At 34.4% G+C, this 17142-nt stretch carries 16 protein-coding genes and 1 pseudogene; 8 read left to right on the plus strand and 9 right to left on the minus strand.

What is annotated here, in order from left to right; translation table 11 throughout:
- Window positions 1–102: 102 nt before the first annotated feature.
- From HMPREF2864_RS09140 to HMPREF2864_RS09155, 4 genes are all read right to left on the minus strand, one after another.
- Complete coding sequence (locus HMPREF2864_RS09140) at window positions 103–834, minus strand: amino acid ABC transporter ATP-binding protein (protein ID WP_002460301.1); 732 nt, start codon at window positions 832–834, stop codon at window positions 103–105.
- A complete protein-coding gene (locus tag HMPREF2864_RS09145) occupies window positions 831–1550 on the minus strand; it encodes an amino acid ABC transporter permease (protein ID WP_002460302.1) in 720 nt (239 codons plus the stop codon). Before HMPREF2864_RS09145 ends, HMPREF2864_RS09140 begins: the two co-directional genes overlap by 4 nt.
- Window positions 1531–2310: a transporter substrate-binding domain-containing protein gene (locus tag HMPREF2864_RS09150; RefSeq protein WP_002460303.1), complete on the minus strand. Its 780-nt coding sequence runs from the start codon at window positions 2308–2310 to the stop codon at window positions 1531–1533. Before HMPREF2864_RS09150 ends, HMPREF2864_RS09145 begins: the two co-directional genes overlap by 20 nt.
- Window positions 2311–2430: 120 nt before the next feature.
- Window positions 2431–3852: an MDR family MFS transporter gene (locus HMPREF2864_RS09155; RefSeq protein ID WP_070545444.1), complete on the minus strand. Its 1422-nt coding sequence runs from the start codon at window positions 3850–3852 to the stop codon at window positions 2431–2433.
- 168 nt (window positions 3853–4020) lie between these two features.
- On the opposite strand from HMPREF2864_RS09155, the gene HMPREF2864_RS12085 reads away from it, so the two are divergent.
- On the plus strand, window positions 4021–4122 hold the full coding sequence (locus tag HMPREF2864_RS12085; RefSeq protein ID WP_002478693.1) for a putative metal homeostasis protein: 102 nt from the start codon (window positions 4021–4023) through the stop codon (window positions 4120–4122).
- A 180-nt stretch (window positions 4123–4302) separates the two neighbouring features.
- Here the strand turns inward: HMPREF2864_RS12085 and HMPREF2864_RS09160 are convergent, their stop codons facing one another.
- On the minus strand, window positions 4303–4989 hold the full coding sequence (locus HMPREF2864_RS09160; RefSeq protein WP_002460306.1) for a 2,3-diphosphoglycerate-dependent phosphoglycerate mutase: 687 nt from the start codon (window positions 4987–4989) through the stop codon (window positions 4303–4305).
- Window positions 4990–5301: 312 nt separating this feature from the next.
- On the opposite strand from HMPREF2864_RS09160, the gene HMPREF2864_RS09165 reads away from it, so the two are divergent.
- Window positions 5302–5724: an aggregation-promoting factor C-terminal-like domain-containing protein gene (locus HMPREF2864_RS09165; RefSeq protein WP_002460308.1), complete on the plus strand. Its 423-nt coding sequence runs from the start codon at window positions 5302–5304 to the stop codon at window positions 5722–5724.
- Between the two features lie 235 nt (window positions 5725–5959).
- On the opposite strand, the gene HMPREF2864_RS09170 is transcribed toward HMPREF2864_RS09165, so the two are convergent.
- Both HMPREF2864_RS09170 and HMPREF2864_RS09175 read right to left on the minus strand, forming a co-directional pair.
- Window positions 5960–6826, minus strand: coding sequence for a cation diffusion facilitator family transporter (locus HMPREF2864_RS09170; protein WP_002460309.1), 867 nt, complete (start codon window positions 6824–6826; stop codon window positions 5960–5962).
- Window positions 6827–6985: 159 nt separating this feature from the next.
- Window positions 6986–7372, minus strand: a complete 387-nt coding sequence (locus HMPREF2864_RS09175) for a GtrA family protein (RefSeq protein ID WP_002478691.1) — start codon at window positions 7370–7372, stop codon at window positions 6986–6988.
- 154 nt (window positions 7373–7526) lie between these two features.
- Here HMPREF2864_RS09175 and HMPREF2864_RS09180 point away from each other — a divergent pair, with 154 nt between their 5' ends.
- The 3 genes and pseudogenes from HMPREF2864_RS09180 to HMPREF2864_RS09190 all read left to right on the plus strand — a co-directional run bounded on the left by HMPREF2864_RS09180 (window position 7527) and on the right by HMPREF2864_RS09190 (window position 10863).
- Complete coding sequence (locus HMPREF2864_RS09180; protein WP_070545446.1) at window positions 7527–8702, plus strand: glycerate kinase; 1176 nt, start codon at window positions 7527–7529, stop codon at window positions 8700–8702.
- A gap of 37 nt (window positions 8703–8739) precedes the next feature.
- Window positions 8740–9453, plus strand: a pseudogene (locus HMPREF2864_RS09185) (hypothetical protein).
- A 210-nt stretch (window positions 9454–9663) separates the two neighbouring features.
- Window positions 9664–10863, plus strand: a complete 1200-nt coding sequence (locus tag HMPREF2864_RS09190; RefSeq protein ID WP_070545448.1) for a putative multidrug effflux MFS transporter TcaB — start codon at window positions 9664–9666, stop codon at window positions 10861–10863.
- A gap of 200 nt (window positions 10864–11063) precedes the next feature.
- Here HMPREF2864_RS09190 and HMPREF2864_RS09195 read toward each other — a convergent pair whose 3' ends face one another.
- On the minus strand, window positions 11064–11537 hold the full coding sequence (locus HMPREF2864_RS09195) for a GyrI-like domain-containing protein (RefSeq protein ID WP_002460315.1): 474 nt from the start codon (window positions 11535–11537) through the stop codon (window positions 11064–11066).
- 162 nt (window positions 11538–11699) lie between these two features.
- Here HMPREF2864_RS09195 and HMPREF2864_RS09200 point away from each other — a divergent pair, with 162 nt between their 5' ends.
- The gene (locus HMPREF2864_RS09200; RefSeq protein ID WP_002478688.1) at window positions 11700–12347 is read left to right on the plus strand and encodes a C39 family peptidase; all 648 of its coding nucleotides are present in this window, start codon (window positions 11700–11702) and stop codon (window positions 12345–12347) included.
- Between the two features lie 167 nt (window positions 12348–12514).
- Here HMPREF2864_RS09200 and HMPREF2864_RS09205 read toward each other — a convergent pair whose 3' ends face one another.
- Window positions 12515–13330 carry a metallophosphoesterase gene (locus HMPREF2864_RS09205; RefSeq protein WP_070545450.1) on the minus strand — a complete coding sequence of 272 codons (816 nt, stop codon included), beginning with the start codon at window positions 13328–13330 and terminating at the stop codon, window positions 12515–12517.
- Window positions 13331–13582: 252 nt separating this feature from the next.
- Here HMPREF2864_RS09205 and HMPREF2864_RS09210 point away from each other — a divergent pair, with 252 nt between their 5' ends.
- Window positions 13583–14941: an amino acid permease gene (locus HMPREF2864_RS09210; RefSeq protein ID WP_062078053.1), complete on the plus strand. Its 1359-nt coding sequence runs from the start codon at window positions 13583–13585 to the stop codon at window positions 14939–14941.
- A 129-nt stretch (window positions 14942–15070) separates the two neighbouring features.
- Window positions 15071–17134, plus strand: coding sequence for a cation:proton antiporter (locus HMPREF2864_RS09215; RefSeq protein ID WP_002460321.1), 2064 nt, complete (start codon window positions 15071–15073; stop codon window positions 17132–17134).
- Window positions 17135–17142 lie beyond the last annotated feature (8 nt).

Here is a 17142-nt window from a genome sequence, read left to right on the forward strand (position 1 = left end):
CCTTGCCGGGGCGGGACTAAGAATTCATTATGAATTCAGTCCCGCTCCCTTTTTTATTTGTCCAAGAACTTTATGCCCCAGACTCCTAATCATTCTATGTTGTTATTCTTCATTAATGACATTCAAAAAGCGTCTTAGCTCATCTGTTTTTGGTTGATTAAATAGTTGTTCTGGTGGACCTTGTTCCCCGATAATGCCGTCATGAATAAACACGATACGGTTAGACACTTCTTTCGCAAAGCGCATTTCATGGGTCACAATAACCATCGTCATTCCCTCATCTGCAAGCTCTCTAATCACTTTCAATACATCTGTAACTAGCTCAGGATCTAGCGCAGATGTAGGTTCATCAAAGAGCATGACCTTAGGATTCATGGCTAATGCACGCGCAATAGCCACACGTTGTTGTTGTCCACCTGATAAAGCGTGGGGACGCTGGTCTTTGACACTTATTAAACCTACCTTTTCTAATAAAGCTAATGCTATACGTTCCGCTTCAGACTTTTTCATTTTCTTAACGGTAACTAATCCTTCCATCACATTCTCTAACGCTGTTTTATGAGGAAAAAGATTATAGCTTTGAAATACCATACCTGATTGTTTACGCACATTAATTTGTGACTTCTTATCATCTGCCGTGTAAGTAACACCGTTAACTGAAACCGTTCCTTCAGTTGGAATTTCCAATGCATTCATCATTCTTAATAATGTTGTTTTACCAGAACCAGAGCGCCCAATAAATGTGATGACTTCTCCTTTTTCTACCGTCAAATTGACGCCTTTAATCACTTCTTTATCATTGAAGGATTTATGAATATTGTTAAGTTCTATCATGAACGATACCCTCTTTCAATTTTAGATTCATATAATCCTTGGAGCACTGAAATAATAAAGCAGACAACCCAATACATGATGGCTACTAAAATATATATTGTAAAATATTCATACGTTGTTGAAGCCACCTCTTGTGCTTTACGGAACATTTCCGCTACTAAAATAAAGCCTAATAGCGATGTATCCTTTATCAAGCTTAAAAATGTGTTTCCTAAAGCAGGGATAGACACACGAATAGCCTGAGGTAAAATGATACGTTGCACCGTTTGACGATAAGTCATCCCAATGGAATATGCTGCTTCAGTTTGTCCTTTCGGAATGGAAATAATACCACCACGAATAATTTCGGATGCATACGCACCTACATTTAGAGATAAACCTATAATTGCAGCAATAACTGGTGCAAGTGTCCATTGATTATCTGCATCACCTGTGATTAATCTTCCTAATTCTGGTATACCATAGAAGATAATAAATAATTGTACAATCATTGGTGTGCCTCGAATAATTGAAACATATATACGTGCAATGGCTCTTAATATTCTACTGGTTGATATTCGCATTAAAGCAGTAAATAATGCAAGAATTAACCCAAGAATAAAAGTCACAATTGTAATCGGAATAGAATATTTAACTAATCCTTCTAACATAGGTCCGAAGGCTTGTCCAGCTGCGTCTAAAGCATGTTGCTGTTCATTATTGAGGTTTAGAAACATCTTCACCAAACCATTTCTTACCTATTTTAGCTAATTCGCCACTATCTTTTATTTTTTTCAAGCCTTCATTAAAGTCTTTAACGACTTTACTGTCAACCTTTTTAGAAAAAGCAAAGCCAGATTTACTTTGTTCTGCCTGACCTTTAATAGCTTTAATCTTAGCGTTCGGTTTTTGTTTTGTGTAGTCTAAATAAGATAAACTATCGTTAAAAGTACCATCAACACGATTAGATAATAATAAGTCCATAGATTGGTTAAATCCATCCACTTTAGTAATATCAGCGCCTTTATCTTTAGCTAATTTACCATAGTTAGATGTAAAGGTTTGCGCTAATTTTTTCCCTTTAACATCGTCAAATGATTTAATATCCTTTTCATTGTCACGCACAACTAACACAGCATTTGAATATGTGTAAGGCGTTGAAAATTGATATTTTTGTTCTCTTTCTTTATTGATGCCTACTTGGTTTGCAATGACGTCAAAACGGCCCGCATCTAAACCAGCAAACATTGAATCCCAAGATGTTTCATTAAATTTAAGTTTATAACCTTCTGCTTTTGCGACTGCTTTAATCACATCTATATCGTAACCAGTTAATTTATCTTGTTTATCATGATACGTAAATGGTGCATAAGTTCCTTCTGTTCCAACCTTTAAGGTTTTATCACTACTCGCTTTATCATCTTTAGATGATCCACCATTTCCACATGCTGCTAATACAAAAACAAGCGCAATTACTGTAAATAAAAGTCTTTTCATCTGAATTGTCCCTCCATATTCCTATTATTTCTATCAGAATAGAATAATTTTAATCCTATCCTTACTATTAGTCAATAAGGAGTTACTCATTACAATCATTTTTCATGCCTTTACATAAGCCTATTGACGCTGATTTTTTAACATAAAAGTAAGCAATAAACTAATAACTGTAATGATAACAGCAAATAAAAATCCAGCATGATAGCCATGTAACACCGCATCAATTTTTATTTGAGCTGTCATCTCAGCTTTGGTCATTCCACTATATTGTTGTATATCTGGCGAAAATGCTTGACTTGCTTGGGAAAGAATAGTGATTAAAGCCGCCGTCCCAATTGATCCAGAGATTTGTTGCGCTGTATTCGTCATGGAAGAGCCATGTGCATTTAACGCATGCGGTAATTGATTCATAGTATGTGTCATAATAGGCATTAAGCTCAGAGCGATACCAATCATTCGTATACCATAAATTGTTGTTAAAATAAGTGCCGACGTATGCTCATCCATAAAAATGAAATAACATGTTGTCACAATAACAATAATGACACCTATAAATGCTAACAATTTCACGCCAAAGCGTTCATATAATACGCCAGATATCATTGACATTATTGCCATCACTATTGCACCAGGTAACAACATTAATCCAGAATCTAATGCTGAGCGGTGTAAGACATTTTGTACAAACATCGGAAGCACAGTTTCTGAACCTATCATTGAGATCATTGTTACTGACATAATCGCTAGTCCAACGGCAAATTGCTTATTTTTAAAAACTTCAAAATTCAATAATGGTACGTCAAGTTGATATTGTCGCCACACAAATAAAGCAATAAAAATCACACCAACAATTATAGTTGTCAGCACAATAGGATTATTCCATCCGTCTGTTGCAATAGAGCTCACTCCATAAAGCAAGCCACCAAATCCTAATACTGACATTGTTATGGATAAAGTATCGATTGGAGCATACACTTTTGTGCCAACATTTTTAACCGTTTTTAAAGCAATTAAGAATGTGAATGCTGCAATAGGTGCTACTACGTGAAACAACGCTCTCCAATCTAAATATTCAACTAAATAGCCAGATAATGTCGGCCCAATCGCCGGTGCTAGTCCAATTACTAAGCCAAAGGTCCCCATATATTTGCCGCGTTCATGTGGCTCGAAAATATCTAAAATCGTTGTCATCATCAGTGGCATCATAATGCCAGATCCTAATGCTTGAATAATACGTGCGATTAATAAAACAGAAAAATGAGGACTAAATCCGCCAATTATCGTCCCAATAAAAAAGACAGCAATTCCGACTAGAAACACTTGTCGTGTCGTATAACGCTGAATTATAAAGGCAGACAAAGGAATAACAACACCGTTTGTTAATAAGAATGCTGTTGTTAACCACTGCACTTGTGAATACGTAATATGAAAATCTGCCATAATACTAGGTAACGCGGTTGTTAGCAGTGTTTCATTAAGCAATCCAAAGAATCCGCCAAATAACATCGTGATAATCATTGTAAGTTTTTGTTGTAGTGACATATGTTCCTCCCACTAAAATAACATCATACATTTCATAAATAATAGCTATTTTACTAATAAATTCAACACTCCCCTAATTTTTTGCTTAAAATAAAAATAAATCGTAATAATTCCTATTTACAAAATACTATTAATCCGTCATACTATATGAATAAGGGAGGCGATAATATGAAGCAAGATGTACAAACTGCACGTCGAAACTTAAAAAGCCCTAATATTAAAACTAGAAAACGTGCATTAAAAATTATCAAGCAACATAAACGCAAGTAACCCTATCACTCACTTAATAAATAGAAAACAAATTGTTGCATATTATTTTAATATTTCATTATTCATACTTATCTTTATTCACACTTATACTTTATATTTATCTTTATTTCTTAAGCACTTACATTGAATGACATAAAAGCCATTACGTCGCATTTCACGCAACGTAATGGCTTTGATTTATTAAAGATAATATTTATTTGTAACGTTTAAGTTATCATCTAATTCATAAACAAGTGGCGCACCTGTTTTAATTTCGTAACCGATAATGTCTTCATCTGAAACATCTTCTAAGTATTTAATTAAGGCGCGAATAGAGTTACCATGTGCAGAAACTAATACTGTTTGACCATCTAATAAATGTTGTGAAATATGGTCTGTCCAAATTGGTACAACACGATCTAATGTAGTTTTTAAACTTTCAGAGTATGGCATCATACGTTTATCTAAGTGACGATATTTTCTGCTTTGTAGATATTCTTCACGTTGTGCTTCTGTTTCAGCTGGTGGTTCAATATCATATGAACGACGCCATTTATGAACTTGTTCTTCACCAAATTCTTTTCGCGCATCATCTTTATTTAATCCTTGAAGCTTACCATAATGTCTTTCATTTAAACGCCAGCTTTTATGCACTGGAATCCATAACTGATCTGATTCTTTAAGGATATAATTTGTAGTTTCTAGCGCTCTTTTTAACAGTGATGTATAGGCTACATCAATTTCGATGTTGTTCTCTTTAACCTTACGTCCAGCTGTGACTGCTTCGTTAATACCTTGTTCAGATAAATCGACATCAGTCCATCCTGTAAATAAGTTTTTTGCGTTCCATTCACTTTGTCCATGTCTACATAAAATTAATTTAGGCATGTAAAACACCTTCCTATAACTGAGATTTTCTTGTTGCAGTGAACAATGTATTTTTTTGTTACTTATATTATAAAACGACTTGCACAAGATTACTATCATTGACATGCTATTTTTGTAATAAATTACCTGAAATTGTGATCTAGCAGTGATATTTGTCGCAAAATTGCAAAAGTTGTTATTAAATTATGAGCTGTTAGTAACCACCAATGACTTAATCTTTGCTATAATTAAGTTTCCGTAATTGATTTTGATAACGTAAATAAGGGAACCGTTTTTCTTCATATTATCCTGTTTATTAAAGGAGTTTTTATTATGAGAAAATCAATATTAGCATTTATCGCTACGGTATCAATTGGGGCAGCAAGTGCTGAAACTTATACACATACGGCACATGCAAATGACTTAACAAATGAACAACAAAAATCAACACCACCTACCACACAGTCTATACAAACAACCTCTTCTCCTGAAAGTGATAACGATGTAGATGCTGTATATGACCGCTTTATGGCTGCAGGTGGGACTGAAGAACTTTGGGAAAAAATTGTGTTACCTGAATCAGGAGGCAATCCGCATGCTAAAAATGGAGAATATTTTGGCTTAGCACAAACTAAGTTATCTTGGGGCTATGGAACCGTTGAACAACAAACGCGTGGCATGATTGAATATGCTCAGTCGCGCTATGGTTCAATCAATGCAGCAGTTAGATTTCGGACAACGCATGGATGGTGGTAAGAAAGCACACTAGGAACAGACAGCCATACATTACAGTGTATTGAATATAACAGAAGCGGGAAAAATTTATTATGAATTCGTAGTCCCGCCCCGGCAAGGTTGACTAGGATGGAAAAAAACTTGGTATAAGCCTATTTTCAATCCCTTCAACTACTGCCAATATATAGTAAATAGCCTAGAACATAATTACGTTCTAGGCTATTTACTCATAACTTAAAATTTTTTAATTCAAAATCTATTGGTAATATGGTTCCGGATGGACATAAACAGATGAAATTCCCTTACCATGCAAATGGCTTTCAACCCGATCACAAATATCATGTGCCTCTTTAAGCGATAGTTTAGCATCAACAGCAATTGTTACATCTAAAAATATACTGCTACCATGATAACGTCCTTTTAAACTATTCACTTTAATCACATCAGCTACTTCCAACACATCATCACGATATTGTTGTAACTCTTCCTCATTAAAGCCGTCACTTAAGGCAAATATCGATTCTTTAAAAATGCCAAACCCTGTATAGATAATTAAAAAACCTAAAATTGTAGCTAAAATAATATCGACAATTGGTAAACCAAATTGTGTAAACACTAGCCCTATCGCCGTTCCTATACTCACTAAACTATCCGATAAATTATCTTTCGCTGCTGAGTTTAGTGAGCTGCTATTTGTTTTCTTAGCGAGTTGTCGATTAACTATATAAACAGCGAACATGATTATACCGCTAATTGCACTAATCACAATTGTTATCGCACTTGGTGTGTGGTGGTCTCTTGTAATTAATCTAGGTACATTTTCAATAACAACTTGAATACCTACGAACATGATTATAAATGATACTAATAATGTTGATATATTCTCTGATTTTAAGTGACCATAAGGATGATTTTTATCTGCAGGTTTAATCGATATTTTCAAGCCTACAATCACTGCCAATGATACTACAATATCTGTCATATTATTTAAGGCATCCGCTCTTACTGCCGCAGAATCATAAATAAAACCTGTAAGATATTTCGTAACAGATAAAATAATATAAACAATCAAACTGAGATACGCGCCACGCTGTGCCAGTTTTAAATTTTCACTTTGCGACATTCAACTAACCACCTTAACATCCTTTATTAAAGCTAGTATGAATGAATTTTAATTGTTTTACAATAATTATTAATTTCGATATTTTTTGTAATAATAACATAACTATTTTATTAGAAGCACCTAAAATTTTAGTTATAATCACATACACTTTATAACACGTTAAAATTTGTCTCTAAGTATCCATTTAGACATAACAAATGTAATCGGTATAGTTATGATTAAACCGGCAAATGGTGCTATTTCTGATGGAAAATGTAGCCAGCGGACAAATATATATAATAACGCCGTTTGCATTCCCATATTAACAACTTGTGTAAATGGAAAACTTAAAAATTTAACTAGCGTCGGTTTAACTTTATAAACAAAATAACAATTTAAATAGTATGAAATAACAAAACTAACTACAAAACCGGTAATGTGGCTTACCATATAGTTTATGTCGAAGACCTTTAACAGTAATAAATAAACAATATAATAGTTTAGCGTATTGATGCCACCTACTATAATAAATCTTAAAATTTCATAATGTGTTGCATTTAATTTCATGATTGATTCCTCATTACCCTTCATCTTCTTTATTAAGACAGCGCCTATATTATCGTTTCTCGTACAAATAATATGCTATTAGTGTATTATTTTTCAAGCTATTTCTACTATAATAATAGTATAGCAATAAATGTCATAGACAAGGAGTGGCTTTATGTCCATAAAACATATTGTTATCGCACCAGATTCATTTAAAGAAAGCATGTCTGCTAAACAAGCAAGCATTGCCATCAAAGAAGGCTTTGAACGTGTTTTTAATAATACTGTTCATTATGAACTCATTCCTATGGCAGACGGTGGCGAAGGAACAACAGCAGCGTTAGTGGAAGCATTAAATGCTGATTGGCGATATATTCGTGTACGAGATCCATTATCACGACCAATTATGGCTGGATATGCCATTACACCGAATAAAGATACAGCAATCATTGAAATGGCAGCAGCTTCTGGACTCCATCTTGTTCAAGCTAGTGAACGTAATCCATTAATAACGTCCACGATTGGTACTGGCGATATCATTCTTGATGCATTGAATCAAGGTGTTAAACGTATCATTCTTGGTATTGGAGGTAGTGCAACAAATGATGGTGGTGCAGGCATGTTAACTGCACTTGGGGTTCAATTTCTCGACAACAATCATCAAATCTTACCACAAGGTGGCGGTGCGCTTGCTCAATTATCGAAAATTGACAGCACAAACCTTGATAAACGTTTAGCAAAAGTAACGTTTAAAGTTGCCTGTGATGTAACTAATCCATTATTGGGATTACAAGGTGCCAGTGTTGTTTATGGTCCACAAAAAGGTGCAACCGAAAAAATGATACCAAAGTTGGATTCCGCCTTGGCAAACTATCATGATAAAATAAAAATAGCTTTAAACAAAGATGTAAAAGATATCCCAGGGGCTGGTGCAGCTGGTGGCTTAGGGACTGGTCTACTTGCCTTTTGCCAAGTCACAATGATGAAAGGCATCGATCTTGTATTAGAAGAAACTCAATTTAAATCTTATGCCGCGCAAGCAAATTTAGTCATTACTGGTGAAGGAAAGATAGATGGACAAACAATTTATGGAAAAACACCTATTGGAGTAGCTAAAGCAGCTAAACAATTTCATTGTCCAGTCATCGCTATTTGTGGCTCATTAGGTGACAACTATGAGGCAGTGTATCATCACGGCATCGATAGTGTCTTTAGCATCATTGAACAGCCTGAGACATTAGATCACTTATTAGAGCATGGATATGATAATATGGTAAAAACTGCTGAAAATATTGCACGCTTGATTAAACTCTCATCGTCTTTTCAGCTCTTAAAGAAACAAAACAACTGATTAAGTATTTCCCAGAAAATATTAGAGGTGATGTTACATGAAACGAACAGAAAAATATAGAGACAGTTATGAACAAGATAAAGAATATCAAAATCAGCAACAACGTCAGCAGCACGCGCGTTATCAACAACAACGTTATACAAACCAACAGCAAGCACAATATCAAAATAACGGAGATAGATATCGTCAACAGCAAGCACGTTATGATGAAAATGGCAATCGTTATTACAATGATCGTGATTTTCGTAGAGAACAACAGTTAGAAGAAGATAATATAAGACAGAAAAAGTCTAAAAAATGGTTATATATTATCATCGCCCTGCTTTTAATTGTCGTTGCCGTGTTTGTGACACTTGCATTTATGGGTGGAGATAGCAATAGCGATAAAGTAAGTAACGATCCCAACGTATCACAGAACTACCAAAAACAAGTCAAAGATAAAGACGATAGTATTACAAGTCAAATTGAAGCGGCTAAAAATGATATCAAAGACAAAGTCAACACAGACAATACGATTCAAAAACTACAACAAGAAATCAATAGCTTAAAACAAAATGAACAAAATAATGCAGATTCAAAATTCACTAAATTTTATTAAGATCAGTTAGATAAATTAAAAAATGCCAACCAAGCACAACAAAACAATGCAGACCAAAGTAAAGTTGAAGGTATGCTTGATGATATCAATACTAAATTTGATAGTCTTAAAGACAAAATAGAAAATTTTATCAATAGTTTTAGTGGGAAATAAGTTACTTATTAAATTTGAAGACCATTAGGTAACATTTTAATATATGAGCAGGACTGAAATCATTATAATGACGTTAGATTTCAGTCCTGCTCTTTTTCTTTTTTGCTTAATGCACTATCACAGCTATTTATATTATGGCAAAATGTTGGTATAATTAAAAAATTAAAATATTTAAAATAAAACATGAATTTAACATTCGAGGAGTCTTTTATGTCTCAGTCATTTCGTACGTTTCCTATTACTTTGTTAATCATATTAGGTGTTATTACTGCCTTTGGCCCTATGACCATTGATATGTATGTTCCTTCATTACCTAATGTACAACATCATTTCGGGTCATCCACATCAAAAGTTCAATTAACGCTATCCTTTACTATGATAGGCTTAGCCATTGGTCAATTTTTATTTGGTCCGTTATCAGATGCATTTGGTCGTAAAAAAGTTTTATTAATGATTTTAACGATATTTTTAATTGCTTCATTCGTGGCAACGCTAACGGACCACTTACCTCTATTTTTAATTTTACGTTTTGTTCAAGGCTTAACTGGTGGTGGTGCCATCGTTATAGCCAAAGCTTCAGCTGGTGATAAACTCCATGGCAATGCGTTGGCTAAGTTTTTGGCGGCGCTAATGGGTGTCAATGGAATAATTACAATTATCGCACCACTGATTGGTGGTTGGTCACTTAAACTAGGGTCATGGCATGTCATCTTTATTGTGCTAACAATTGTCACATTTATACTTATTATAGGTGTATTATCGCAAATGCCAGAAACAGCAAAAGATACACATTCCAAATTAAACTTTAGCCACATTTTTTCAGACTTTGGACAACTGTTGCGTAAACCCAAATTTGTCATTCCTATGCTATTACAAGGATTGACATATGTGATGTTATTTAGTTACTCATCTGCATCACCTTTTATTACACAAAAAATATATACACTTACCCCGCAACAATTTAGTCTGATGTTTGCAATTAATGGCATTGGGTTAATAGTTGTCAGTCAAATTGTGGCGACATTAGTTGAATATATCCATAGACACACCTTATTAGTTTATTTAAGTATCATACAAATTATTGGCGTAATTCTAATTGTTATAACTTTAACATATCATCTACCTATATCTGTATTGATGATTTCGTTCTTTATTAATATTTGTCCAGTTTCCTCTATTGGGCCTTTGGGTTTTTCAATGGCAATGGAAGAACGTACTGGTGGTAGTGGCAACGCATCAAGTTTACTAGGTTTGTTCCAATTTATTCTTGGCGGCATGATTTCACCACTTGTAGGCTTAGCAGGTCAATTTAATCCAATGCCCTACTTAATTATCATTAGTACTACAGCTGCCGTGTTCATTATTTTACAATTTACTTATTTTAAAATTAATAAGCCGTATATTAAATAAAATATATCAGTTTGGGACATCATTATATTTTAAGCTATGAACTAAATATTGGCAGTAGTTGACTGGAATGAAAATACACTTATATCAAGCTTGTTTCAATCCTAGTCAACCTTGTCGAAGCGGGACTATGAATTCATAATGAATGCTGTTCCGCTTCTATATTTTTATAACATTACCGTTTCGTTGTTAACTTGCTTACCTTATTCCGACTCTATCGGAAGCCATATTTCAGCTACATAATCATCACTTTCAATATCTCCTGGCAGGTAAAGTTCAAAGAAATTGGCATCTTTGATACGAAAACCTTCGCGTGGCAACAAGTTTACATGAATATGGCGCATTGTGCGTTGTATAGAATCTGGAAAAGGTCCACTTGTCGTCACAACTAAATAATCACCTTTGACTAATTGAACCTTTGAATATCCCTCATGTGGTATAGATTGATTTGTGACACCTATTAAATAATCCATTCGCCCGTCTTCGTGTGAAATACACACGCCTAATAAGCCATTTAGTGTGCCATCACTGTGGCGTGCTAATTCTTCATCGATATGTGCACTTATCACATCCTCCCAAAATGATGCAATATGTTTTTGAGCTTGTGTACCACTTCGATAACTTCGATGAAAACCAACAACTTGTATTTCTTCTAGCTGTTCTAATCTATATTGCATAAATCTATCCCCTTTTTATTTTTCTATAATTATTATAGCCACAAAATGAATCATTTAATCTAGTAGTCAAAACTTTTTAATATACGAATTTGGCATTGCGTTATATAATAAGTTGTATTATTTTTGGACAGTGTGTTTACACGTACCGAGGAGAACGATGTCATGAGTAAAACAATCTTAAACGTTAAACCAATCAGCCAACTTTTCCCTTTACCCTTAGTTATGGGATGCGAAGGCGTTTCTGCAGCAATGTTGCTGCAATATAATCATCATACTACGAAAGCCACAGATATTATGAAAAACTGGCCGACACATAAAAATAATCCGTATAAAGGTTATGTTGGTCATCAATTATTTATTAAGTTTGGACATCACCAAACGATTTTTCCTGAAGCGTTTGTCCCACATCTTCAACAATTTGATGCACGCGTCAGCAATGGTACAGGACATGCATTATCCGAACTTGAACAGATTATTGATCAAGGCCAACCTGTCATTATTTATCACACAAGTTTAGGACAAAAGCCATTACACAAAATCTATCATTTCGATCAAAAACCTACGCCGACCGTCGCAAATATTCATGTGACATTATTAATTGGCTACGACGATACCCATTATTACTACATAGATCCACTATGGAGTCACCTAGGTTGGAAAATTGTCTTTCCAGCTATATTACCAAATAAATTTCAAATCATTAAAATTAGTAAACAAAAAATGGCTACGAGTTATAATGCACCTGGTCAAAAATGCATTTATATCAATCCTAACAGTGAACAACCTAATAACCTCTCAAGTAATAGGTAACTTCGAAATGCATATTAAATACAAACAGAGCATGCTCTGTTTGTATTTGTCTATAAGTATTTCATTTATATTCGCTCTCTTATTTTAATTCGTTTTTAGAACCTCTTACCATGTAATTAATGTATGATACTTATCATTTTTAATCATTTAGCAACCTATGTTTCTTGTTAATCATTAATTGTAAAATCCATTAATGCATGATTGACTTCTGATATGATATCATACGTTCGCCATTGCCGTTGATAGCCAAGACATGGGCAAAGATACGTTATGCCATTTTCTGTCAGTTCTTTTCTAAAATGCACATGCCCCATAATGCTATAACGTACAGGATAATCCTGATAGATACTGTCAATGTCTGTCGTCCCAATATAAGCATTAAAAAAATCAAATAGACGATGTGGTGTCGGAACCATAAATGCAGGGTAAGTCACAATATGCGTTACTATAATAAGTTTTCTTGGTGCTACTTGTGAAGCATGCGCTCGTAATTCATCAGCAAACTGTTTTGATAATTGCCGATCATCCACTGTCCAATCAATACGGACTTTATCTTGCCAGGTCGCCCCATAATGCTTGCCGCTTTGTAACTGTTCTTCTGAAAAACGTTCATGTGCATAGCTATAATCATACCAAGCCGTTGAGCCTATAATTGCCCAATTGTCATTGATAATATAAGGCTGTGTCATGAGACACTCTGGTTGTTGACGAAAAGATGTGACAATATCAGTTGAGCTATGATCTAATTGATCTGACCAATAGTCATGATTGCCAGGTACAAATAGCACAGGAATATTTATTTGGGCTTTAACTTGAGAGATAAACGCACACGTCATTTGATAATTGTTAGAAATATCACCGGCTATAATTAATAAATCCACTTGCCGCTTGATGGCACAGTCAACCAAAGCCTGCATGTAACCTTCACTATTTATATAAGTATGTCGATCGATATGTAAATCTGAAATAGTGCCTATTTTCATAAAACTTCCTACTTTGCTTGTTACTTATAATCATTATGTCACAAGCACTACACATTTTAAAATTTTGAAACTTACATATACCTAAAGATAATTGTAATTTCTATAATTAACTGTATAATAAAACCATATTTCATCATAATTACACATAAATATACATTATTATGACCTATAAAAAATATTTGACCTCAAAGTTTAAATAGCATATTTAGCTATGATTTCGACAAGCTTATCGTTTATATGGAGGATGACTTTATGGCACAGCAATTACAAAGAGAATTAAGCAATCGTCATATCCAATTAATAGCCATTGGTGGCGCTATTGGCACTGGTCTCTTTTTAGGTTCAGGCCAAACCATTTCGTTAACTGGCCCTTCCATATTATTGGCATATATGATTATTGGCATGGTGTTATTTGCTTTTATGCGTGCTTTAGGAGAGTTGTTGCTAAGTAATACGCAATACAATTCCTTTGTAGACATTGCCAATGACTTTCTCGGTCCTTTTGGCGGCTTTGTAATTGGATGGACGTATTGGATTAGTTGGATTATTTCCAGCATGTCAGACTTGACAGCTATGGGACAGTATTTTAGCTTTTGGTTTCCCAATTTTCCCCACTGGATTACGGTTTTATCTATCGTATTTATGCTAACTTTATTTAATTTATTAGGGGCGAAATTATTTGGGGAAATCGAGTTTTGGTTCGCGATTATTAAAATTATAACAATTGTCGCCATTATCCTTATAGGTTTGGTGATTATTTTATTTGGAATACACACTTATTATGGACAAGCTTCTTTTACTAATTTGGCACAGTATCAAGGGCTGTTTCCTCATGGTTCATTTGGCTTTTTAATGTCATTTCAAATTGCACTATACTCATTTGTTGGTATCGAATTAATTGGTGTCACTGCTGGGGAAACGAAGCATCCAGAAAAAACGATTCCACAGGCTATTAATAATGTACCTGTTCGCATATTATTATTTTATATTGGTAGTTTACTGGTCATCATGTCTGTGATTCCATGGGATAAAATTGGTACAAACAGTAGTCCTTTCGTAACAATGTTTAAATTAATCGGTATTCCATTTGCGGCTGGTATTGTCAATTTCGTTGTGTTAACTGCTGCCGCTTCTGCAACAAATAGTGGCATCTATTCCAATAGTCGTATTTTATTTGGATTGGCTAAAAGAGGCTTAGGCCCTCAACCGTTAACAAAAACAAATCATCATGGTGTGCCTTTTATTGCCATGCTAATATCGTCAGTCATCTTATTAGTAGCCGTATTACTCAATTATATATTTCCTAACGCGATACAATTATTTATCTATGTAACAACGCTATCTACTGTGCTCTTTATAGTGGTATGGTCCATGATTGTTGTGTCTTATATCAAATATGTACGTCAGCATCCCCAACAACATAAACAAAATACATTTAAATTATTAGGCGGACAGTGGATGGCCTATGTTATTTTAGGTGTCTTTGCTTTGATTTTCATTTTATTATTCTTTAGTAAAGAAACAAGAATGGCTCTATTTATCTCACCAATTTGGTTTATCTTTTTATTTCTTTTCTATCGGCGTCGCCTTGCAACAAAGATTAAAGAATAAATATCAAAAATATTCATCCCTCAATCACTTTAATATCGTGACTGAGGGATACTTTTTAACACTTCTTTATTTCATTCTAGGTACTTCATGATAAAATAACTATATTATCTATACTAGAAGGAGTGCGTTATGGAATTACTTGAAGCTTTCTTATTATTTATTACTGCAGTGATTATCAGTTCGATTATTTATAATCGCTTTCCTAAAATTCCTGCTGCTTTTATACAAATTGCCTTGGGTGTCTGTTTATTCATACTCCCCATTCCGATTCACTTTAAATTTGATTCTGAAGTCTTCATGTTTGCGGTCATTGCACCGTTATTATTTGTTGAAGGCACTCACGTGTCGCGTACAAAGCTGATGGAGTACAAAAAGCCCATCGTCTTAATGGCCATGGCGTTAGTATTCGCAACAGTTATTGGTGTCGGCTATTTTATTCATTGGATTTGGCCTGATTTACCTATGCCAGCAGCTTTTGCTATTGCAGCGATTTTATGTCCGACTGACGCTGTAGCAGTATCCGCTATTACAAAAGGAAAAATGTTACCCAAAGGCTCAATGGCTATCTTAGAAGGCGAATCATTACTCAATGATGCTGCAGGTATCATTTCCTTTAAAATTGCAGTAACAGCCTTAGTTACAGGGTCATTTTCTGCCTTTCATGCCATAGGACAATTTATTGTGTCCACTATTTTAGGTATTTTAATTGGCATTATCATTGGCACTTTGGTAGTTCGTTTACGTATTTATCTTACAGCAAATAAAGGTTTAAAAGATAACAATACATTAACATTTATCCAACTTTTGACACCTTTTGTTGTTTATTTTATTGCCGAAGAACTACATGCATCTGGAATTATTGCCGTCGTCATTGCTGGTCTCATTCATGGCTTAGAGCGTGACCGTCTCATTCGTGCCCAAACGGAATTACAAATGAACTACAACCAGATTTGGACTACACTGAGTTATGCATTAAATGGCTTCGTTTTCGTAGTACTTGGCTTTATCGTTCCTGAAGTTGTGGATGAAATTATTCGCGTAGAGCCAGAAAATATTATGTTTTTAATTGGCATTACGCTTAGTATTGCCGTAGCCATTTATGTTTTTCGTTATATATGGGTGTATATTTGGTTTAAGGACTTTTATGCCCCTAAAAATGTGCAGTCTTATTTGGATGATGACAGTGGTTCTATTCCAACACGTAGTCGTTATGCATTTATCATGACGATGTGCGGTATTCACGGTACCATTTCATTATCAATGGCTTTAACACTTCCAGAATTAGTAGGTCAACAGCAACATTTTGAATATCGTAATGATTTATTATTTATCGCAGCCTTAATGGTGTTAATTAGCCTGATCTTAGCGCAAATTATACTGCCGCTCATCACACCATCAGCACATGAGACAGATTTCCAAGGAATGAGCTATCAATCGGCAAAGATTTTCATTGTACAGCAAGTCATTGACTCTTTTAAAGAAAAGTCAACCTCACAGCCAGACATTGACTATCGACCAATTTTAAACCAATACTTTAATGAATTATCTTTCTTATTAAATATAGAGCCTGATAATAAAAATACAAAGGAATTGCGTCGTTTAGAAGATATTGCAGAAAAAATAGAGACAGAAACGTTAGAACGTTTAATTGCTAAAGGAAGTATCACTAAGCAAGATATTTCGAATTATCGAGGTGTAATTGAATATTCTCAATTTTTTAGAGAAGCATCTTTCATCAAAAAGCTCTCACGCTTCATCAAATTATTCTATCTACGCCTTAAAGCACTTAAAAGCAGTGACAAATCTGAGCGTAATGATATACGTCAAAAATATCAAGATGGCTTTAAGCATGTGCAAAAAATTATGCGTATCGTCAACCATAATATCATCTTAAAAATGCGTGAAGAACAACATAGTGGTAACGTACTTGAAGTAAGCTTGGTCATTAATCGCTATACGAACCTTACTCAAACCTTACGTCAAAGTGCTTCAAAAATAAAAGCACGCCAAAAAAACGAATTAATTGTTAGCAATGAAACCCAACAATCATTAAAATTACAAGCACTATATACACAACGTGACGTACTCGATAAACTGATTGCCAACAATAAAATAACGAATGATATCGCGAAACAAATTCGTGAAAATATCAACTATAATGAAATTGTGTTAGCCAGTGAATCAACACATTAATTGTACGA

Origin of the sequence: Staphylococcus sp. HMSC059F04 (genome assembly GCF_001812565.1) — a bacterium.
GTDB classification, from domain to species: domain Bacteria; phylum Bacillota; class Bacilli; order Staphylococcales; family Staphylococcaceae; genus Staphylococcus; species Staphylococcus lugdunensis.